Annotated in this window: 19 protein-coding genes and 1 pseudogene; 8 read left to right on the plus strand and 12 right to left on the minus strand. The window is 61.9% G+C overall.

Annotation, left to right across the window (positions count from 1 at the left end; all coding sequences use genetic code 11):
* The first annotated feature begins 16 nt into the window (after nucleotides 1–16).
* Genes Har1129_RS02210 through Har1129_RS02220 form a run of 3 tightly spaced genes read left to right on the plus strand, consistent with a single transcriptional unit; the run spans nucleotide 17 to nucleotide 3,505 of the window.
* Complete coding sequence (locus tag Har1129_RS02210; RefSeq protein ID WP_151099169.1) at nucleotides 17–985, plus strand: alkaline phosphatase family protein; 969 nt, start codon at nucleotides 17–19, stop codon at nucleotides 983–985.
* 45 nt (nucleotides 986–1,030) lie between these two features.
* Nucleotides 1,031–2,365: a sulfatase-like hydrolase/transferase gene (locus tag Har1129_RS02215; RefSeq protein ID WP_151099170.1), complete on the plus strand. Its 1,335-nt coding sequence runs from the start codon at nucleotides 1,031–1,033 to the stop codon at nucleotides 2,363–2,365.
* 42 nt (nucleotides 2,366–2,407) lie between these two features.
* Nucleotides 2,408–3,505: a glycosyltransferase family 4 protein gene (locus Har1129_RS02220; protein ID WP_225307720.1), complete on the plus strand. Its 1,098-nt coding sequence runs from the start codon at nucleotides 2,408–2,410 to the stop codon at nucleotides 3,503–3,505.
* Nucleotides 3,506–3,507: 2 nt separating this feature from the next.
* Here Har1129_RS02220 and Har1129_RS02225 read toward each other — a convergent pair whose 3' ends face one another.
* Nucleotides 3,508–4,350 (minus strand): TrmB family transcriptional regulator, encoded by an 843-nt coding sequence (locus tag Har1129_RS02225; protein ID WP_151099171.1) that lies wholly within the window; start codon nucleotides 4,348–4,350, stop codon nucleotides 3,508–3,510.
* Between the two features lie 349 nt (nucleotides 4,351–4,699).
* On the opposite strand from Har1129_RS02225, the gene aglJ reads away from it, so the two are divergent.
* Nucleotides 4,700–5,746: an S-layer glycoprotein N-glycosyltransferase AglJ gene (gene aglJ, locus Har1129_RS02230; protein ID WP_151099172.1), complete on the plus strand. Its 1,047-nt coding sequence runs from the start codon at nucleotides 4,700–4,702 to the stop codon at nucleotides 5,744–5,746.
* A 1-nt stretch (nucleotide 5,747) separates the two neighbouring features.
* Here aglJ and Har1129_RS02235 read toward each other — a convergent pair whose 3' ends face one another.
* Together Har1129_RS02235 and Har1129_RS02240 are read right to left on the minus strand one after the other, a co-directional pair.
* On the minus strand, nucleotides 5,748–6,074 hold the full coding sequence (locus Har1129_RS02235) for a hypothetical protein (protein ID WP_151099173.1): 327 nt from the start codon (nucleotides 6,072–6,074) through the stop codon (nucleotides 5,748–5,750).
* 45 nt (nucleotides 6,075–6,119) lie between these two features.
* Entirely contained in the window at nucleotides 6,120–6,470 is a 351-nt protein-coding gene (locus Har1129_RS02240) for a helix-turn-helix domain-containing protein (RefSeq protein ID WP_151099174.1), read from the minus strand.
* A gap of 136 nt (nucleotides 6,471–6,606) precedes the next feature.
* Here Har1129_RS02240 and Har1129_RS02245 point away from each other — a divergent pair, with 136 nt between their 5' ends.
* The gene (locus tag Har1129_RS02245) at nucleotides 6,607–7,026 is read left to right on the plus strand and encodes a DoxX family membrane protein (protein WP_151099175.1); all 420 of its coding nucleotides are present in this window, start codon (nucleotides 6,607–6,609) and stop codon (nucleotides 7,024–7,026) included.
* A gap of 114 nt (nucleotides 7,027–7,140) precedes the next feature.
* The gene (locus tag Har1129_RS02250) at nucleotides 7,141–8,799 is read left to right on the plus strand and encodes a rhomboid family intramembrane serine protease (RefSeq protein ID WP_151099176.1); all 1,659 of its coding nucleotides are present in this window, start codon (nucleotides 7,141–7,143) and stop codon (nucleotides 8,797–8,799) included.
* On the opposite strand, the gene Har1129_RS02255 is transcribed toward Har1129_RS02250, so the two are convergent.
* The 8 genes and pseudogenes from Har1129_RS02255 to Har1129_RS02285 form a co-directional block, all read right to left on the minus strand.
* Nucleotides 8,796–9,422, minus strand: coding sequence for an METTL5 family protein (locus Har1129_RS02255; protein ID WP_151099177.1), 627 nt, complete (start codon nucleotides 9,420–9,422; stop codon nucleotides 8,796–8,798). The genes Har1129_RS02250 and Har1129_RS02255 overlap by 4 nt on opposite strands.
* Nucleotides 9,423–9,472: 50 nt before the next feature.
* Nucleotides 9,473–11,032, minus strand: coding sequence for an ATP-binding protein (locus Har1129_RS02260; RefSeq protein WP_151099178.1), 1,560 nt, complete (start codon nucleotides 11,030–11,032; stop codon nucleotides 9,473–9,475).
* A gap of 96 nt (nucleotides 11,033–11,128) precedes the next feature.
* Entirely contained in the window at nucleotides 11,129–12,202 is a 1,074-nt protein-coding gene (locus Har1129_RS02265) for an ATP-binding protein (protein ID WP_151099179.1), read from the minus strand.
* Between the two features lie 2 nt (nucleotides 12,203–12,204).
* Entirely contained in the window at nucleotides 12,205–12,651 is a 447-nt protein-coding gene (locus Har1129_RS02270) for a response regulator (RefSeq protein WP_151099180.1), read from the minus strand.
* Entirely contained in the window at nucleotides 12,644–13,624 is a 981-nt protein-coding gene (locus tag Har1129_RS20825) for an ATP-binding protein (RefSeq protein ID WP_225307721.1), read from the minus strand. The genes Har1129_RS02270 and Har1129_RS20825 overlap by 8 nt, the downstream gene beginning before the upstream one ends.
* A gap of 275 nt (nucleotides 13,625–13,899) precedes the next feature.
* Nucleotides 13,900–14,574: pseudogene (locus Har1129_RS20830) on the minus strand (PAS domain-containing protein); the annotation flags it as partial.
* Nucleotides 14,575–14,634: 60 nt separating this feature from the next.
* Nucleotides 14,635–15,681, minus strand: coding sequence for a diphthamide biosynthesis enzyme Dph2 (gene dph2 / locus Har1129_RS02280; protein WP_151099181.1), 1,047 nt, complete (start codon nucleotides 15,679–15,681; stop codon nucleotides 14,635–14,637).
* Nucleotides 15,682–15,735: 54 nt separating this feature from the next.
* Nucleotides 15,736–17,010: a methyl-accepting chemotaxis protein gene (locus tag Har1129_RS02285; RefSeq protein ID WP_151102068.1), complete on the minus strand. Its 1,275-nt coding sequence runs from the start codon at nucleotides 17,008–17,010 to the stop codon at nucleotides 15,736–15,738.
* A gap of 334 nt (nucleotides 17,011–17,344) precedes the next feature.
* Between Har1129_RS02285 and Har1129_RS02290 the strand changes: the two genes are divergently transcribed.
* Nucleotides 17,345–17,743, plus strand: coding sequence for a YlbF family regulator (locus tag Har1129_RS02290; protein ID WP_004593080.1), 399 nt, complete (start codon nucleotides 17,345–17,347; stop codon nucleotides 17,741–17,743).
* Nucleotides 17,744–17,890: 147 nt separating this feature from the next.
* On the opposite strand, the gene Har1129_RS02295 is transcribed toward Har1129_RS02290, so the two are convergent.
* Nucleotides 17,891–18,340 (minus strand): universal stress protein, encoded by a 450-nt coding sequence (locus Har1129_RS02295; RefSeq protein WP_151099182.1) that lies wholly within the window; start codon nucleotides 18,338–18,340, stop codon nucleotides 17,891–17,893.
* A gap of 113 nt (nucleotides 18,341–18,453) precedes the next feature.
* Between Har1129_RS02295 and Har1129_RS02300 the strand changes: the two genes are divergently transcribed.
* Nucleotides 18,454–19,287, plus strand: a complete 834-nt coding sequence (locus Har1129_RS02300) for an MBL fold metallo-hydrolase (RefSeq protein WP_151099183.1) — start codon at nucleotides 18,454–18,456, stop codon at nucleotides 19,285–19,287.
* Nucleotides 19,288–19,341: the final 54 nt, after the last annotated feature.

A 19,341-nucleotide genomic window follows, 5' to 3' on the forward strand; every position in this document is an offset into this window, starting at 1 on the left:
CCGAGATGAAATAATCATGGTGCTGGTCGTCATAGGTATCGACGCGCTGGACCCGGAGCTAGTAGACCCCGCGGACCATCCAAACCTCACGCTCGACAGCTACCGGGCCATAGAGACGATAGACAGCGTCGAGGGGGAGCCAAGTACCCACGAGCTATGGCCGACGATTATCACTGGGCTCACCCCCAAAGAGCACGGGCTTGTGCTTGACGATGGCGTGGCCTGGGAGAACCCACTTTTGCGGTACGGCAGCGCTGCCGCGAAGTATCTGCTGCCTGACGGCCTCCAGACCAGAATCGGTGCGTGGCTCCTCAACAACACCGGCGAGGATGCCTTCCGTGTGCCAGCGACCTACTACGAGACAGAAGGGCTCTCGACGGTCTTCGATGGGTACGAGGCGGCAACAATCGGTATCCCGAACTACGTCGTCGATCCGGAGACCGAGGACCGGGAGCACAGCCTCCGGCGGAATCTAGGGGACCTGTTTGAACGCGATGGGAGCGCCCCGGGCGGACACACCTCAGCCGACCCTGCAACATTCTACGAGCAGTGTCTGGAGATGTCGATGGTTCGTCTTGCCCGGGCACGCAGAGCACTCCGAGGCGGTCGGCAAGAACTCGTATTCGCTTACACGAGCGGACTTGACCTCATCGGCCACGTCTCCTACGACCACCCGAAACTCCAGCGGCAGGCCTACGACGAACTCGACGAGTTCGTTGGTGAGCTGGTTGAGGACCTCCGCAAGGAGGACGAACTTTTGCTGGTGAGCGACCACGGGCTTCAGGACGGCGTCCACACCCATGAGGCAATGGTCGCAGCCACATCGCCGCGTCTCGTCGAGGATATCGGGAGTGTCCTCGACGTTCGAGGAGCCATTGAGACCGAACTGGATCGGCACGACCACAGTGGCTCCGGCGGCGAGTCGCTCTCGATGGGCGACAACGACGCGGTGATGTCCCAACTTGAAAACCTCGGCTACATGTAGACCGTCGTAGTGGGATTTATACTGGTGACGTGATTCCCGTTGAGTATGACCAGCATTGCCCTCGTCGTACTGGACACCCTCCGAAAGGACGCCTTCGACAGACACTTCGAGTGGCTTCCGGGAACCACCTTCGAGCACGCATATGCGCCGGGTCACTACACCGTTCCGTCACATGCTTCGCTGTTTACCGGGCTCTATCCGATCGAGACCGGCACGAACGCTAATTCCCACCAGTTCACCCCGCCCCACCCCCCATTGGCCCGTCGACTTCAGGCGGAGGGGCTGGATACCCACGCTTTCAGTGCAAACGTCCAGATCTCCCGGCAGTTCGGCTGGGACAGAGGATTCGACAGCTACAGCGGCTCTTGGAACTCAAAACATGCCAACGCGGTCGACGACATTTTCGAGTGGAATGCGTTCATCCGGGAACACCGCGACGAGGGACCACAGCGCTATCTCAAAGCACTGTGGGCGTGTGTCTCCGGTGACTGCGACACGGTCCCGAGTCTCAAACACGGGCTGGAGATCAAATACCGGACACACACTGTGTCTGACTCCGGGGCACAGGAGGCGCTCTCGCACGTTCGCGGCACCAACTTCGCGGACGACGCCTTCCTCTTCATGAACCTGATGGAGGCCCACGGGCCGTACAGACCGCCTGAAGAGCACCGTACGGTAGAGTTTGAGGAGATGCCCGGGTTTGCAGAGTCCGTCCAGGAGGAGCCGGTCGACGAGGAGTATGCAGAGACCATCCGGCAGGCCTACCGCGACTCGGTGCGGTATCTATCCGAGAGGTATGAGGAGATATTCACGGAACTCAGCAACAAGTTCGACTACGTGATCACGCTAGCCGACCACGGGGAAAACCTCGGCGAGAAGGGAATCTGGGGTCACGGGCTGGGCCTCTACCCAGAACTGACTCATGTCCCGCTGTCAATCTGGGGAATGGACGGCGAGGAGACGCGCGATGAGGTTGTCAGCCTCATCGATGTCCACCGGACGATACTGGCGATGGTCGGTATCGGGGACAGCGAGTATGAGGGTCGCGGGCGGGACCTCCGGTCGCCTGTGAATCATGAGCCGCAGTTGACGGAGTACCTCGGCCTGAACATGTGGCGCGAACGGAAGCTGGAAGCGGCCGGACAATCCAGCGAGTTCTCGACGTACGACCGGAAGCTGTACGGCATCGCTACGGCCGAAAACTACTACGGGTACGAAGACTTTGACGGGGAGTTCGTCGAATCCGGGTCGAGCACTCTCGAAACTCCCCGCGACCGGATGGACGAACTGGTCGACGACCTCGATTATCTGGAGGGCACCGGTGATGTCGATGTCTCGGACTCGGTAATGGAGAGTCTCGAGGACTTGGGCTACGCCTGAGGTCGCAACCGTTTTCACCGGCCTCAGTGAAGGCTAGTCACCGTGGCTTCGTTGGATATCTGCTTCGTGGTGAACGCGGTCGGCGAAGGGAGTATCCCGGCGGAGATTGCGACGGCAGTGACACGACATACTGACCACACCGTCGACATCTTGACTTGGTTCGGCTCGGGACAGTTCGCTGGCAAGGAGCTATTGGATGTCCGGTCCCTCAACGCGCCGGACACAGCGCTTGGTATAGATTCGGCGACGTACCGCCGCGCTGCGAGCATTCTCTCCGAGTACGACCTGATTCAGGCCCACCACAACCACTCTGCGGCCTTCACGAAGATCATCGCACGTCAGGTCGATGTGCCGGTCGTTTCCCGTGAGGGAAATACTCGCGATGGGTTCACCCGGAAGGGGCGGATAGCCAACGGTATCACTAATCCGCTTGCCACACGTGTCGTCTGTATCTCCGATAGCGTCTACCGATCGTTCACCCGCTGGGAGCGGGCGATACTTCGCAAAGAAAAGGTTCGGCGAATCCCGAACGGCGTCCACTTAGACCGCATAGATGAGACTGCACCCGCACTACCGAACGGCGCCAACTTCACGGACGGCGCTTTCCTCGTTGGCAACGCAGCCATGCTACACGAACAGAAAGCCCAAGACACGTTAATCCGGGCTGTCGCAAGGCTGAATGAGCGGGCGGACCGACCCGTGGAACTCGCTATCTGCGGCGACGGACCCGAACGATCACGTCTGGAATCCCTTGCCGAGACACTCGGCATTCCATCGCGGGTCCACTTCGCTGGTCTGGTTGAGCGTCGGGCCGTCTACGCAATGGCAAAAGCAGCTGATGCCTTCGCGATGCCGTCCCGCTGGGAAGGGTTCTGCTCAGCCGTCGCTGAGGCGCTGGCTGCGGAAACCGCAACGGTTCTCTCGGATATCGACACGTTTAGAGAGCTGTACGATGGCGCGGCGCTGTATCATGAGGTTGATGATGTCGATGGCCTCACGAACTGTCTGGGTCTGTTGCTGTCGGACGAATCACGTCGCGAGTCACTATCACGAGCAGGGCGCGACTTGGTCGAAGAAAAGTATACTATCAAAGCTATCGCTGGGCAGTACGGCGCACTGTACGACGACATTGCCGGGTAGTCTCAGTTTGGCTGCCGAACACTCTCATACTCCCAGATCAGATCGAAGTACCGCTTCATCCCGGCGACGAATGACCCGTTGTCTGTAATCGCGGCTTGGCGCATGTGGTTGGGAACGTCCGGTTCCTCGACCAGCAGAATCGCCTCGCCGCTGTCGTAGTCCATGCTCGGGTCGACGAGCGTGCCGCGCCAAGGGAGTTTCTCTGTGCTGAACCGCAGGTCGATTGCGGGATATTCCTCTTTCAGCCGGTCGACGATGTCGGCCTGGACAGCAGCCTTCTTCGCTGGGAGTGCATCGGGATGCAAGAAGAGCACGCTGACATCGATGCCACGGTCGAGGGCGTCTTCGAGGGCGCGCTCGACGCTGTCGAGGTAGGCAAAACTGTTGGTGATAACTCGTAGCGTCTCGTCGGCGTCGTCGTACAGCCGTCTAGTTTCGCGTTCGCTCGGTTCGCCCACGTCGACGACGTGGAACAGTTCGGCCGTCGGCGAGATGTCTTCGCTGGCGCGTTCGAATTGCGGTTCATACTCGGCGAGGAAGACATCGCGGTAGGAATCGATGTCTGCGGAGAACGACTCGTATGATTGCCTGCGGTTTTCGACGGCCCGTTCGAGAATTTTGCTGGGGGATTTCGGCTGGTACTCCTTGGGCCGACCGGGAATTACCTTGATGAAGCCGCGGTCGGACAGCGACTCCAGCACGCCGTAGACGCGAGCCTTCGGGATGCCGCTCGCTTCCGCGAGATTCGGAGCCGTCGTTCGGCCGAGCGAGAGCAACTGTTCCAGTGCCGTCGCCTCGTATTCGGTGAGCCCAACTAAGTCGAACACGTCCGCGGGGTCGCTCATACACGCTCATGAGCAGGAGGGGTATAAAACGCGTCGCCCGCCGCCCAAATCTATTAGTGGGTGGCGGCGAGTAGTTACTCGCAGAGTGAGTAACATGACTACGTCATCCCAGACTGAGGAAGACGATCACATGGCAGACATCGAAGACGGCTGTGGCTGTGCGGAGGTCTGGGAGCACATGAGCGAGCAGCGCAACGACTGAGACAGTTTGTTGTCGGCTAGTCCCGGCTGTCATCAGCTAGTCCCCCAGTCACCGCTGCTTCACCGACGACCGGCGGGAAGCTGGAACGAACATCCGCCCGCGGCCAGACCCGCATTTATTTGCCTTCGCGTGGCTGACGTTGAGTCGATGGCCGACCGAGACGACGTCTGTATACTGTTGCCGACATTCAACGAGGCTGAGACTATCGAGTCGGTCGTGTCCGGGTTCCGTGAGCAGGGCTTCGACAACGTCCTCGTCATCGACGGCGGGTCGACCGATAAGACACAGGAAGTCGCCGAATCAGCCGGTGCACGGGTCGTCGAACAGTCCGGCTCGGGGAAGGGGCAGGCCGTCAGAGAGGCGGTGGCGCGCCACATCGAGCAGCCGTACGTCCTGATGGCTGACGGCGACGCGACATATCGGCCCGACGAGGCAGACCGGTTGCTCGAACCGCTGCTCTCGGGACAGGCCGCACACGTCATCGGAAACCGCTTTGCGGATATGCAGCCCGGCGCGATGACGAAACTCAACCAGATCGGCAACCGTATCATCAATAGTGCCTTCGAAACGATCCACGGACGGGACCTCACTGATATCCTCTCGGGGTATCGTGCGTTTACGCGGCAGTCGTTCCAGCGGAGTTCGCTGACGGCGTCGGGCTTCGGTATCGAGACCGAGATGGCTGTCGAGTGTGTCAAACACAACATCTCGACGGCGGTGGTGCCGATCACCTATCTGCCCCGGCCCGACGAGTCCGATACGAACCTCCGCCCGTTCCGGGACGGCGCAACGATTATCCTGACGCTGTACCAGATGGCAAAGACCAACAATCCGCTCTTTTACTTCGGGAGCGTCGGCCTCGGGAGCACTGTGGTCGGGTTCCTGCTCGGAGCGTACGTGGCCTACGACTGGGTTGTCAACAGCATCTCACACGAGGTGATAGCCGTTATCGGCTCGTTCGCTATTCTGCTGGGGATCCAACTTCTCATGTTCGGTGTCCTCTCAGATATGCTCGTGGCGGTGAACCGCGAGCAGACGCGCCGGTTGGAGGACATCGCTGTCCAACTCACACACGAGAGCCCCAATCAGCCGGCGGATGTGTTCGATGACCAGCAGACCGGCGACGCGGAAGGCACCGAGGAGAGCGACAGCGGGACAGAGCCGGCGGTATCTCCGCGTCAGCCCGACAAATAGCTCAGAACGGGACCAACGCGCGCAGCTGGGAGAGAAGACTGTTTCTGGTGGCTTCCCGTTTCCGTTCGAAGATCGGATGGAGGTCGTTGAGTAGCTCCTGTTCGTTGTCGAACTCCGTGGCGTTCGTCTCCTCAAGCGCCTCGGCGACGGTCATCGAGTGGCCCGACGCGTCGAAGGGTACTGCGATGTGGCCGGCGGCGTCCCGGACCTCTCTCGTGGTCGCGGGATACTCGATGTCCACGTCCGACAGGCGGGCGTCGAGTGCCGCGATACCGAACTCGATGACGTCTGGCTCGTCGCTGTTATCGGCTGGTGGCCGTACTCCCATTGGTAAAGCGATGGGGCCGGGGGATAGAAAAGTCTGCGTTGTCGGTTAGCTCTGGCAGCCGGCCAGCCACTCCTCGGCCCAGTCCTCGATCTCGTCGAACACCGGACAGAGCGATTCCCCCTTGGGGGTGAGCTGGTAGTACGTCGCGACCGGGGCGTCCTCTTCTAGGCGACGGTCGACGAAGTCCATCTCCTGAAGGTCATCGAGGACCCGCGAGAGGGTTCGAGAGCTGGCGTCGGTGGCGCGTTTGAGCTCGTTGAACCGCTGTTCGCCGTTCTGGAGTTCGTGGAGCACGACTAGTCGCCAGCGCGACCCGATCTGTTCCAGCGATTCGATGACGGCACACGGCCCGCTCTCTTCCTCTTCCTCAGCGGCAGTGAATACTTCAGATGACATCGATGCTACCTAGTATCTCTGTTGTCCGGGAACGTACAAATAGGTTCGGATGCGAACCAAGTAACGTAATGAAACTACCAATCGCGGTTCGACAGTCACGTAGCGAAACTCCCACTGCTCCGGAGGTGAGCGCCTGATGGCGTTTGAGTCCGCCGGGGCGGCCGAACTGTTCCTGCTGGGGCGGCTCCTGTTCGGTGGGGTTCTCGCTTTCATGGGTCTGAACCACTTCCAGAGCGCCGAGCAGATGACTCCCTACGCGGAGGCAAAGGGACTTCCGGCACCCGCGGCATCAGTTTACGGGAGCGGCGGGCTGCTCCTCGTCAGCGGCGTCCTCCTCATCCTCGGCGCGTACCCCGTCATCGCGGCCGGGGCGCTGGCGACGTTCCTCATCGCTTCCGCCGTCATGATGCATAATTTCTGGGCCGTCCCGGACGACCAGATACAGGACGAGATGACGCAGTTCCTCAAGAACGTCGCCCTCGCCGGCGGCGCGATAGCGTTGCTGGCGGTGGCCGGCACATCGTGGCCGTACAGCGTCGGTATGGCCCTGTTCTGAGGCGACGGAGCCGCTGGCACGGTTGCCTGACTCCGGTCCGCTCCCGGCTTGTCACTGTTCGGGAGTGACACCTGCCGCCATCCATAAGCCGTCGCGTACCCGAACTGTGCGTGAATGATGCAGTCGCTGCCGACGCCGGTCATTCCCGCGTGGCTCCCGTGGCAGGAAGCGGTTGTGCTTGCCGTGGTGCTTGCTGTCCTCATTGCTGCCCGTCGCTTCTCGGACGTACGGCTTGGGGACAAGATGCGGGCACGGCTCCTTCTCGGGGTCCCGTGGGGGACCTTGCTGACAATGGCCGGCGTCGCGGCGGTGTACCTGTTCCTGCAGGGCGCGTGGTGGCACCCGCGGAACCCGCTTGTCACACCGTTCCGGACGTGGTCGTACTTCTATCCGTTCGGGATGCTCACCGGTGCGTTCACCCACGGCAGTCAGGGGCATCTCACGGGCAATCTCATGGGGACACTGGTGTACGGAACGGTCGCGGAGTACGTCTGGGGGCATTACCCTCGTAAGCGGGGCGTCCAGACCTTCACAGCTCTGCAGACGAATCCGCTCGCCCGGATTCTGGCCGTTCCAGTCGCCATGTTCACTGTCGGCGTGTTCTCCGCGGTGTTCGCCATCGGGCCGATAGTGGGCTTTTCCGGCGTCGTGTTTGCCATCGCTGGATTCGCGCTTGTGACGCGGCCGACGCTGTTTCTCGGTGCGCTGCTTGGCTCCCGCGTGCTCGATCTCCTGTTATCGGCACTCCGCTACCCTGTATCGACGGCGTCAGGCCAGACCCGGTTCGTGACGCCATGGTGGTCCAGTATCGCTATTCAGGGCCATGCTCTCGGCATTCTGGCCGGTGTCATCGTCGCTCTCGCGCTCCTCTGGAACCGGGACGAACGCCCCGACACGCTTCGGGTGTTCTTTGCGACGCTTGTGTTCGCCGTCGCACAGGGGCTGTGGGCGGTGTATCTCCCCCTCGGCGGCGGCCGGTTTCGGCTGTTCCGCTGGGTCGGGACGGCGCTGGTGTTCGTTCTGGCGCTCACCGTCGCGGCGGCGACCGTCGGCTCCGACCGCTCGTTCCGACTGGGAGTCGACCGGCGACCGGCGTCGCTCGCAGTGGTCATCCTACTCGTCGCCCTCAGCGCACTGAGTTTCGCTGCCATCCCGACGAATCTCGTTGACCTGCAAGCGGACCAGCTCCCCGAAGACGGTATTGAGGTCAGAGACTACGTGGTGACCTACGACGAGAACGTCCCGAACGCATACTTCGAGAGCATCTGGGTCCCAACGCAGAGAGAGGGGACAAGCGTCAACGCCAGTGGCGTCATCGTCGCCAGCGCAGAGCGGGAGATCTGGATCGCCGCCGTCCAGCCCGGCCGGCTCGCGGTCAACGGGCAGGAGCGGGTCACGGTCGGCGGGCCGACTTGGCGCGAGTCGGTGTCCGCGAAACGGACGGACTGGTCGGTGCTCGGCAATGCTAGCGTCTACCGGGTCCAGCTCAGGCGCGAGGGGGGCCAGCCCCGAACGGCCTACACTTCCGAGCCGTCGACGGCGGACGTGATACTGGACGGACGGAACGTGACGGTGGCGGCCCGGCAGAACGGGTTCGATGTGGTCGTAACACGGGGGAACGAAACGGTCGGGCAGGCACCGCTTCCGGCGAACATGACGCGGACGCGGGTCGGCGGGCTGACCTTCGAGCGGAACCGCTCGCGGCTGTACGCGCGGACCGACGGCACCCGCGTCAAGGTCGCGGAGCGCCGCCAGCAAGCGGCGCGGAGCTAGGTCCAGTCGATCCGGTACACTTCCGCGGTAATGGCCTGTCGGTCCGACTCGTGGAACTCGAACTGTCGCGGCAGGTCGAACTCCGTCTCGAAGGCGTGAGTCACCTCGCCGCCGTTATCGGCGGCGAAGGACTCGACGAACGCTTGGCTGCCCTCGTTGTGAATCGAGTACGAGACGCCCGCGATGGCTGCGGCGGTTTCGAGGAACCGACGGTCGGCGTGTTCGTTGTCCGACTGCGCGCCGAACGGGGGGTTCATCACAACGGTGGTCTCGTCGGCGGAGGGACACAGTGGGGCCGTGGTGGCATCTGCTCGAACCCACGACACTGGCGTCGTCGACCCGACTTTCCGCTCGTTTTCGCGCGCCGTCGACAGCGGCGCGGGGTCGATATCTAGCCCGACAACCCGCGCGGGCGACCGCAGCGCTGCACCCAGCGCCAACATACCGGTTCCACAGCCGAGGTCGACGACCGTCCGTCCCTGAATGTCGTTCTGGAGGTCCGCGGTGTGGACGAGATGCGCCGCCAGATCCGGCGGTGTCCGGTACTGTTCGAGACTGGCCCGTGGATTGTCGAACCCGGCGACGACGGCGAGTTGCTGGGCGAGCGCACTCTTTGTCGGCATTACCTGAGATACGTCAAGATCATTCAAAAACGTTTGGAAATGCTCAGTAGTTATTCTAGTGGGAGTTCGACGACGAACTCGCTGCCGCCGAGGTCACTGTTCTCGACCCAGATATCGCCGCCGTAGCTGTCGACCATCACCGACACGAAGTAGAGCCCGAACCCGGTCCCCGTCGACTCGGTTCCACGCTCCCCTTTCTCGAAGATCGCCTCGCGCTCCCCGGGCGGTATCCCGGGGCCATCGTCCGCGATGCGAAGGTGAACCATTGAGCCGACGCGTTCCGTCGTCACCTCGACTGTGGTGCCTGAACCGCCGTGCTCGACGGCATTGGTCAGGATGTTCCCGATAACATCGTCGAGGAGGTCGTCAGCCACAACTTCGATGCCGTCAGGGACGTCTGTTTTGAGCGTACACTCCGTGTCCATGGAGGCCGCCTTTCTCGTCGCCCCCTCGACGACCGGCCCCAGTTCGATCGTCTCTGCCTTGGTCAGCCCGTCGTCCGACATCGTGCTCAGGACGCTCCGGACCTTCTGTGTGAGGTCGACGATGTCCCGGCTCCAGTCCAAGATCGTCTCGGCGTAGGTTTCCTGTGTCCCGGACAGTGCGTCTGCAAGCGTTTCTGCCCGTGCCTCGATGACGTTCATCCCGTTGAGAATGTCGTGTCTGAGAATGCTGTTGAAAAACTCCATCTGCTCTTCGCGGCGCTTGAGGTCCGTGATGTCCGTCCCCTCGACAATTATTTTTTCCACAGTGCCGTCGACAGCGACCGGTCTCGCCACAACTGACGTTGAGATACGCTGGCCATCTGCGCCGATATGCTCGGCCTCGAACCTGACCATCTCTCCGGTACCTGCCCGCTCGACAGCATCCTGACAACGGCGCGCTACCGCCTCATCGTGGTTCCACCACGGAGCCTCCCAGAACGGTTCCCCGAAGACGGTTTCATCATCAACGTCGATGAACCCGAGCGCCCTTTCGTTTGCCCTGATAAGGTTCCCGTCGGCGTCGAGAATCCCGATGAACGTCTCCGGTGAATTAAATGTCGCCTCCAGTAGCCGCTGGCTCCGCTCGCGTGTATCGACGGCCAGTTCGCGCTCTATCTCCGCCTCGACCCACTGCATGAGATGGTTGAACAGCGTTTGCTGCCAGTCTGAGAGCTCCGCAATCGCCTCATCGTCGTTGACGAAACACAGCGTTCCGTACTCTGCTCCGTTCGCCTGCAACGGAGCACCGATGTACGCCTCCAGTTCAAACCGCTCGTACGCGGGGTCGGTCACCATTGACTCGCTGGCGTCTGCGATGACGTGAATCCCGGAGCCGTCGAGGGTGTGTCTGCAGTACGTCTCCGAAAGCGGTGTCTTGGCACCGGCGGCGATTGTTTCAGAGAGGCCGCTGCTGGCGACGATTTCGTGTTCGTCGCCGGAGACGACTGTGATATGGCCGTTCGGAAACCCAAGATGTTCCCGGCCGACAGCTAGGACTGGCTCGACGCGCTCCCGGAACGACTCTCCGCTGGCCGCCATCGCCGCGGTGAGATCCTGCATAGCCGCGAGATAGCGATCCTGCTCCGTTGAGTCGCTACCCTCGACACCGTCCAGCGGGTCATCCATAGCTGGTAACTCGACCTCCCCGGAGTTGAAGATTCGGCCCCGTTTCTCAGGAGGTGAAATGCGATTGACCGATGGCGGCGCGACAGTTGGCCACCCCTACAACGTCGCGTGCGGGAGCTCGACATAAAAGGCAACTCCACCGAACTCGCTGTCCTCGACCCAGACGTCGCCGCCGTAGCTCCGAACCATCGTGTCCACGAAGTACAGCCCGAAGCCCGTGCCGCCGGACTCGGAGCCCTTCTCGCCACGCTCGAAGATGCGCCGGGCCTCACTGTCCGGAATCCCGGCCCCGTCATCCGCGATACAGACGGTCACGACACCCTCCTCGACCGTCGTCGTCACGTCGATAGTCACGTCCGCTCCGCCGTGTTCGACCGCGTTGAGAAAGAGGTTCCCGAACACGTCATCAAGCAGTTCGTCGGCGACGACAGTGACCGACTGTGGCTCGATGGTGACGGTACAGTCGTCGCTGACCGAGCGGGCGCGGTCCGCCGCCTCAGTGAGGACGGTCTGTAGCTCACGGTGCTCGTGGTCACGACTGCCCTCGTCAGTGACCGTCTCCAGTACCGACCGGACCTTCTCGGTGAGTTCGATGAGGTCGTCGCTCCACTGGACGACCGTCGAGGCGTACTCGCGCTCCTCACTGTCGAGCGTGTCCTCAAGGAGTTCCCCTCGCGCCCGGATGACGTTCATCCCGTTGAGGATGTCGTGTTGCAGGATGCTGTTGAAGAGGTCCATCTGGTCGGTCTGGCGCTGAATGGCACGCTGCTGGCGACTCCTGACGACTGCGTACCGGAGCGCTCTCACCAGTCGGTCACCGTCCAGATCCGCTTTCGGAAGGTAGTCCTGTGCGCCGCGGTTGATCGCTTCGATAGCCATCTCTTGGTCCTGCATCCCCGTGAGAACGATAATCGGGACAGCCTCCACCATTTCGGTGGCCCGGTCGAGTGTCGCAAGTCCTGTCGACTCTGGCAGTCCGAGATCCAGCAGCAACACGTCGTAGGCCGCCCCGGAATGGTCGCTGACCGGTGCCAGCGAATCGACGTGCGAGATTGTCACGTCGTCGACAAAATGTGCCACTGCCGGGGAGTTCAGGTGATGCTCGACGAGGCGGGCGTCACCCGGGTTGTCCTCGACGAGGAGCACGTCGAGATGCACCGTCTCGGCCATCGTTATTTCGGCGGCCGCTTGACGACCGTGAGGAAGAACTCCTCGACGCTGCTCACGATGTCGACGAACCCGTCGAAATCGACTGGTTTCGTCAGGTGGGCGTTCGCGTGCAGGTCGTACGATTCGATGATGTCCTCTTCCGCTTCGGAACTGGTCAGCACGACGACCGGAATCCGTCGGAGCGACTCGTCGGCTTTCATCTCTTTGAGGACTTCCTGCCCTCCCTTACGGGGCATATTGAGGTCGAGCAACAACAGGTCGGGGCGGGGTGCGTCCGCGTACTCGCCTTCCTGCCGGAGGAATTTCAGCGCCTCGACGCCGTCGTTGACGACGTGGAGATTGTTCAGCACCTTCCCCTTCTCTAAGGCTTTCTCGGTCAGTCTGACGTCCCCGGGATTGTCCTCGGCCAGCAGAATCTCGACTGGCCGGCCCTCAGCGCTATCAGTCATCGCGATTCGCCCCCGTCGCCGCGGGCAATGTAAATTTGAACGTCGCCCCGCTGTCCGACGGTTCGACCCAGATGCGCCCGTCGTGGCGCAGGACGATCCGCTGGCAGACAGCCAAGCCGATACCGGTACCCTCCGTATCGTGCACGCCGCCCCGGTGGAAGATGTCGAACACCTCCTCGCGGTCCGCCGCCGGTATCCCCGGTCCGTTGTCCGAGACGGTGAACACGACGTCGTCACCGTCCCTGTCGGCGCTGATCTCGATACGGGGTTCGATGCCGGCTTCGGTAGCGTACTGGATGGCGTTTTCCAGAAGGTTCTGGAACACCTGCCCGACCTGATTCGGGTCAGCGTCGACGGGCGGTAGTGTCTCCATCGTGACAGTGGCGTCCGCTTCTTCGATTCGCATCTGCAGGGCATCCAGCGTCCGATTGAGGACTCCCTCCGGGTCTATCTCCTCGAAATCGCTGGCGTTCGTTTCGACCCGCGAGTACCGGAGCAAGGCATCGACCATCTCCTGCATCCGCCGAGCGCCGTCGACGGCGAAAGCCATGTACTCGGCGGCCTCTTCATCGAGGTCGTCGCCGTATTCGCTGTCCAGCAGGTCGACGTAGCTTGAGACCATCCGGAGCGGCTCCTGCAGGTCGTGGGACGCGATGTAGGCGAACTGCTGGAGCGCCTCGTTCGAGCGCTCCAGTTCCGTCTGCTTCGATTTGAGCCGTGTCTCTCGCTCGATTCGCTCCAGCGCGGCAGCCGCTGTGCTCGCAAGAATCTCCAGCAGGAACCGCTCGTCACCGTCGAACGAGGACACCGTCTCGGAGCCGATACACAGCATCCCCCGGTCATCGAGCGGGAGACAGAGGAGCGTCCGCATCGGCATTGCCGGCGCTGACGGACTCGATAGCTCCTGATAGTCCTCGATAACGGCTGGCTCGCCAGCGTGGAAAATACGGTGCTCGTCGCTGTCTGGACCCATCGCTGGAGGTCTGTAGGCGTTTCCACACCGGCGAAGTCAGTCGCTGCCGCCGTCGCACCGATGGGATAGAGCGTGTCGTCGCTGCTGTCGTATGCCCAGATTGCGGCGAGCGGTTGGTCGACGATACGCTGTGCGATCTGTACGACCGTGTCCGCAGCCGCCGTCTCCGTGCGGCTGTACAGCAGTTCGTTCGTCGCGTCACTGAGTGCCTCGACACGCTCCTCGCGGCGCTTGAGAGCAGTGATATCTCTGGCAACACTGACCACCTGCTTGAGCTGTCCGCTGTCGTCGAACACCGGCCGATACCACGTCTCGAAAACGAAGTCATCGACTGTCTGGGTCACACGGAGCTCTTCGCCGTCGAGAGCCTGTTCGACAGCAGCGATGATGTCCGGATACTCGGCGTACGTCTCGAACACCGACGTCCCTTCGAGCTCGCCGGGCGCTATCCCGAGGCCTTCGAGCCCCTTTCCGGCCGAGTACGTGAAGGTGCCGTCCGGGTCGAGCGTGAACACCACGACAGGGAGGTTTCCGATAAGCGTCTGGAGTTGTTCGCTCTGCTCGGCGTGTTTCTGTTCCCGCTCACGGACGTCGGTCACATCGTGAATGAACGCCACAACACGGGTCGTGTCATCGATGACTGCTCGCTTGAGCGTGACCTCGACCAGCCTGTCAGTGCCGTCGGGTCCCGTTATCGCCCACTCGACCTGCGCTGTCCCTGACTCGGCCGCCTCGGCTATCAGACCGTTCGCGTCCGCCGTAGAGAACCCCTCTGGACTGAACTCGCCGACGTGCCGCCCGACGATGTCGTGTGGATCGCACCCCAGCAACGCCCCCGCTGCTTGGTTGGCTCGGACGACAGTCCCGGTATCGGCGTCGTGGATCATAATCGGGTCCGGGTTCGCCTCGAAAACATCCCGATAAATGACGCCGTCCTCGGTAGAAGCCATACCGGAATTCGATTTGCACGGTACAAGACTGTGTCCCCGCCGTTCTCAGCTGTGAGAACGTTACCAAGTACCGTGGAAGGTGTCGAACTCCAGAGAGTCGAGGGGTTTCTCGCCGATAGCAATCTCGTACTCGCCGGGCGTGAGCATCGGCTTTTTGAACTGCGGCCCGTCGTCGGTGGTGATGCGCGGACAGCCCGTGTTGACGTAGGCGTCCATCCCGAAGTTCGTCAGCCGGTCCGGCGTCACCTCGTCCATCGTGATGAGGTAGGCGTTCTCGTTGTTCTCGACGATCTCTTCGGCCTGATCCCAGCGGCCCTGCCCGATCTTGGTACAGAAGATGACGCCCCACGTCTCGGCGTCCATCGCTCGGTGGACCGCGCCGTAGCGCTGTTTCATGAACTTCTCCGTGTCCGCGACGGTGACGACGTTGTTGACCGGGTCGGCGATGACGACGTGCTTCTCGGGGTGTTCCATCGCCAGCCCGAGCGGGTGGAACTTCCCGCCGCCGACGTACAGCATCTGGTCGGCGTCAACGTCGGCGCTGGCGTAGTTACAGCCCAGCACCTGCCCCTCGTGGGTGAGCCGCTCGTCGCCGCGACGCGTGTGGACGTTATAGCCGCGTTCCTCAAGCCACTCGCGCATCTCGCCGAACTTGTTCATGTGCTGGGCCGTCGTCACCAGCCCCACATCGGGGTCCTCCTCCGGGTCCGAAAGCTGTTCCTCACGGGCCTGTTCCATGATGGGAAAGACGTCGACGTTCGAGAACAGCGGCACGTAGATGATCTTGTCAGACTCTTTCATCGGCGAGTGCCCGAAGTGGACGAACACGTCCGTCCGGCGCATCATGTAGGTGTCGAGGTCGCAGGCCCCATAGCAGGGCTGGCCCGAGAGCAGCACCGTCACGTCGTCGGGGAGGTTCTCGCGGAGGTCGTCGGCCACGGCCGGACCGCGGCGTTTCAGCCCCTCGGGGAACTGCAGTCCTACCTTTTCGGCGTCCCGTTCCTCGACGGCTTCGACGATTCGGTCGAGTTCGTAGTCCCACTCTCGGTCGTGCTTGAGCGACAGTCCGGTGTTCCGGAGGTCGCCGTCAGTCCGCTCTTGACTCATTGCAACCCTGTATCCGTTCGAGCGGCATAACCCCCGTGTTTCGGTGAGCGGGGATCACTCCATAATCTCGGCGAGCCGTCGCTCGACCCGCTCGACGTTTTCTTCTAGGTCACGGGCCATCTGGTGCTGGGTCTCGTTGGCGTCAGCCACTTCATCGATAGATTCGGAAACCTCGGCGGCACGCTGGGCGATTTCGTCGATCATGCTGGCGATTTCTTCAGCGCTTGCGGCCTGATCGTCCGTCGCCGCCGCAACCTCACCGATGCCCTGTTCTGTCTCCGAGGTCGCGTCGAGGATGGCCTGCTGGTTGTCTAGCACCGTCTCCAGATCAGAGAGGGCCTGCTGGATTGCGTCCGTCGTTTCCTCGACGTTTTCGGCGGTGTCGTCGGCCATCTCGCGGACCTCCCCGACGATGCGCTCTACCTCGTCGGCGTGCTGCTTGGACTCGTCGGCCAGTTCCTTGATCTCGTCGGCGACGACCGCGAACCCGTCGCTGTCGCTGTTGCTTCGCGCGGCTTCGATGTTCGCGTTCAGTGCCAGCATGTTCGTCTGGTCCGCGATGTCGTTGATGACCTCGACGAACTCGTCGATCTCCTCGATGTGGCCCCGGAGTTCCGTCGAGTCCGACGCGACCTGTTCGGCGGACTCCGTCGCATCCTCGACGCGTTCGATGGTTTCCTCTGCTGTCTCGACGGACTCCTCGGCGAGTTCTCTGGCCTCGCCGCTCTGGCTGCTCACTTCCTCGGCGCTGGAGGCGATTTCCTCGACGGTCGCGCTGAACCCGGAGACCTCGGACTGAACCTCATCAAGATTGTCGGACTGCTCGCCGGCCATCTGCTTGATGTCGTCGGACTGCTCGGTGACGGCCGCGGCGGAGTCGCTGATCTCGCCGACCGCCGACTCGACATCCGTTGCCATCTGTGACTGGAGGTTCTGGAGCGCCGCACGCTGTTCGACGATATCGCTGAAATCGATCAGTAGCTCCAGCGCACCGATAGCGTCCCCACTGGGACCCATGAGCGGGATAGCAACCGCTCGCGCGTGCGCCATCGTCCCGTCCGGCCGCTCGGCCGAGCGGAACTCGTTTTCGCGGACTGGCTCCCCCGTTCTGATGACCTCTTGGGCGAGCGTCTCATCTTGGCCTTCCGTACCGAACACGTCGTAGGCGTTCATCCCAACCGCCTCGCTCGCTGGGAGCCCGAGCATACCTGCGACCGTCTCGTTCCAGTGCGTGATGTCGCCGTCCGAGTCGACCACGAATGCTGCTTCCGGTAAATCCTCGATAAGGGACTCGAACGTGTGGAGCCAGAACTCCTCGCCGTTGTCCATAGATTCTGGTAGCAGATCGTTTCCAGCAGCTGTTTTTGGCATTGTAAAGCCTATTCCAGAACCGAATATACCGTTTTCGACCGATTATATCAGTTGATAACTGATTTAAACTGGCCATGTCGCAAGCGAAGCTACGTACCCATCAGCATAGCGATGCCCAGTAAAAGACAAAGACTGTACAAACACGGACGCAAGACACACCGTTGCACGCCTGCCAGTCCGAGATAGTCGATGGAAGAATAGACACAGTCAGAGTCATGTCTGCTCTCCCCGTCTGACCCAGAACAACCCGGTTTCGGCAGGCCTATACCGCCCGAGTCCATACATTACGTCGATGAGCATCGAGACTGATACCGCCGCTGATATCGACGGTGACCACGTCGAAGCGCTCGCTACAGAGTTCGGCGAAGCAATCGCCGAGCTACCGGTGTACCAGCGATTCAAGGAGACGAAAGACGCCGTCGAGAACCACGACGAGGCACAGGCGGCCATTCAGGAGTTCGAGCAGATCCGTGAGGAGTTCATGCTCGCCCGTCAGACGGGCAACGCCTCGCAGGAAGACCTCCGGAAGGTCCAGCAAAAGCAGGAGGAACTCCACGACATCCCGGTAATGAGCGACTACCTAGAGGCCCAGAACGAACTCGAACTGCGCCTGCAGGAGCTCAACGAAATCGTCTCCGAGGAACTGGCCGTCGACTTCGGGCAGAAAGCCGGCGGTTGCTGCGAGGACTGACCACCGGTATTTTTCGCGGTCACGGTTCGCACTGACTCCGGAGCCGCCGGTCAAGAGCGCCGACGCCGTCGACAGCCGTCATCCGTCAGTGGCACCGTGCTGTCGACAGTTAGCGTCGGTCAGCGATACACGCAATCGACTGGGCAGTTACTCCTCCACTTCGGTTTTCACCACGACCGCCGGTCGCTCGGTCAGTCGAAGCACCTTGTCGGTGATGCTGCCCAAGAGACTCCGGTACTCCGCCGGCCGCCGCTTCGTCCCGAGCACGAGCAGATCGACGTCCGCCTCGTCAGCGGTTTCGATGATGGATTCGGCCGGCCGTCCGTGTTTCAGGGTCGTCGTTACGTCGACGCCGGACGCCTCCGCGTCGGCCTGTATCCGGGCCAGCGTCTCCTGACCCGTCTCTTCGAGGCCGTGCTCCGGCCCTTCCGATTCGTCGACGTACTCGTCGCCGCTGTAGGCCGTGTACACGTCTTCATCGACGACATACAGGACGTGGAGGTCCGCACCGTGTTCTGCTGCGAGGGCAATCGCGTGGGATTCGGCATTGGTCGACGCTTCTGTCCCATCCGAGGCGAGGAGGATGTGATCGTACATACAGGTGGTCTTTCACCCAACTGGGAAATAAACTGGGGGCCTCGTTCTCAAACATCGGGAGACGACCCAGCGTCTTCGAAACATCTTAGCGACCGGGCGTGGCATCTCCCGCCATGACAGTCGAATCCGATTGGGACGACTGGCTCCCGCGTGCGGTGGAGTCGGCGACGCCTGACGGACTGGCGATCTGGTATCTGGGCTGTAACGGCTTCATCGTGAAATCGAGCGGCGGGACGACCGTCTTCATCGACCCGTACCTCGGCACGGGCGACCCGCCGCGGACCGTGCGGATGGTCCCGGTGCCGTTCAACCCCGACGACATCACCGAGTGTGACGCGATTCTGGGCACCCACGAACACACTGACCACGTCCACGGGCCGTCCCAAGCCCCGATTCTCGCCGGTACGGGTGCGGACTACTACACCACTGACAGCGGGCACGATGTCATCCGGGAGGAGGCATGGCTTGAGAACTACGGCGTCACCGACGACCAACTCCACGAAGTCACGGAGGGCGAGACGCTCGAAATCGGTGACCTGACGGTCCACGTCGAACCGGCCAACGACCCCGACGCCGAGCATCCGGTGTCGTACGTGTTCGAACACGAATCCGGCACGTTCTTCCACGGCGGCGACGCCCGCCCCGGTGAGTTCGAATCTGTCGGCGAGCGCTACGATATCGATGTCGGCGTCCTCGCATTCGGGACGGTCGGGATGATCGACGACAAGGAGACCGGCGAGCCCACCCGAACGCAGTGGTACAACGACGAGAACATGATTATCGAAGCCACAAACGAACTCCAACTGGACACCCTCGTCCCGACCCACTGGGACATGTGGAAGGGGATGACGACGGAGCCGACCGTGCTGCACAACCACGCCAACAGCTTCACGCATCCCTCGACGCTTTCAATTGTTGAAATCGGCGACCGGTACGATCTCGACTGAAAACAGCCTGCCAGTGCCGCATGGACGGACCGTCCGCCCTTCACTGCTCACGCC

Origin of the sequence: Haloarcula sp. CBA1129 (genome assembly GCF_008729015.1) — an archaeon.
Taxonomy (GTDB): domain Archaea; phylum Halobacteriota; class Halobacteria; order Halobacteriales; family Haloarculaceae; genus Haloarcula.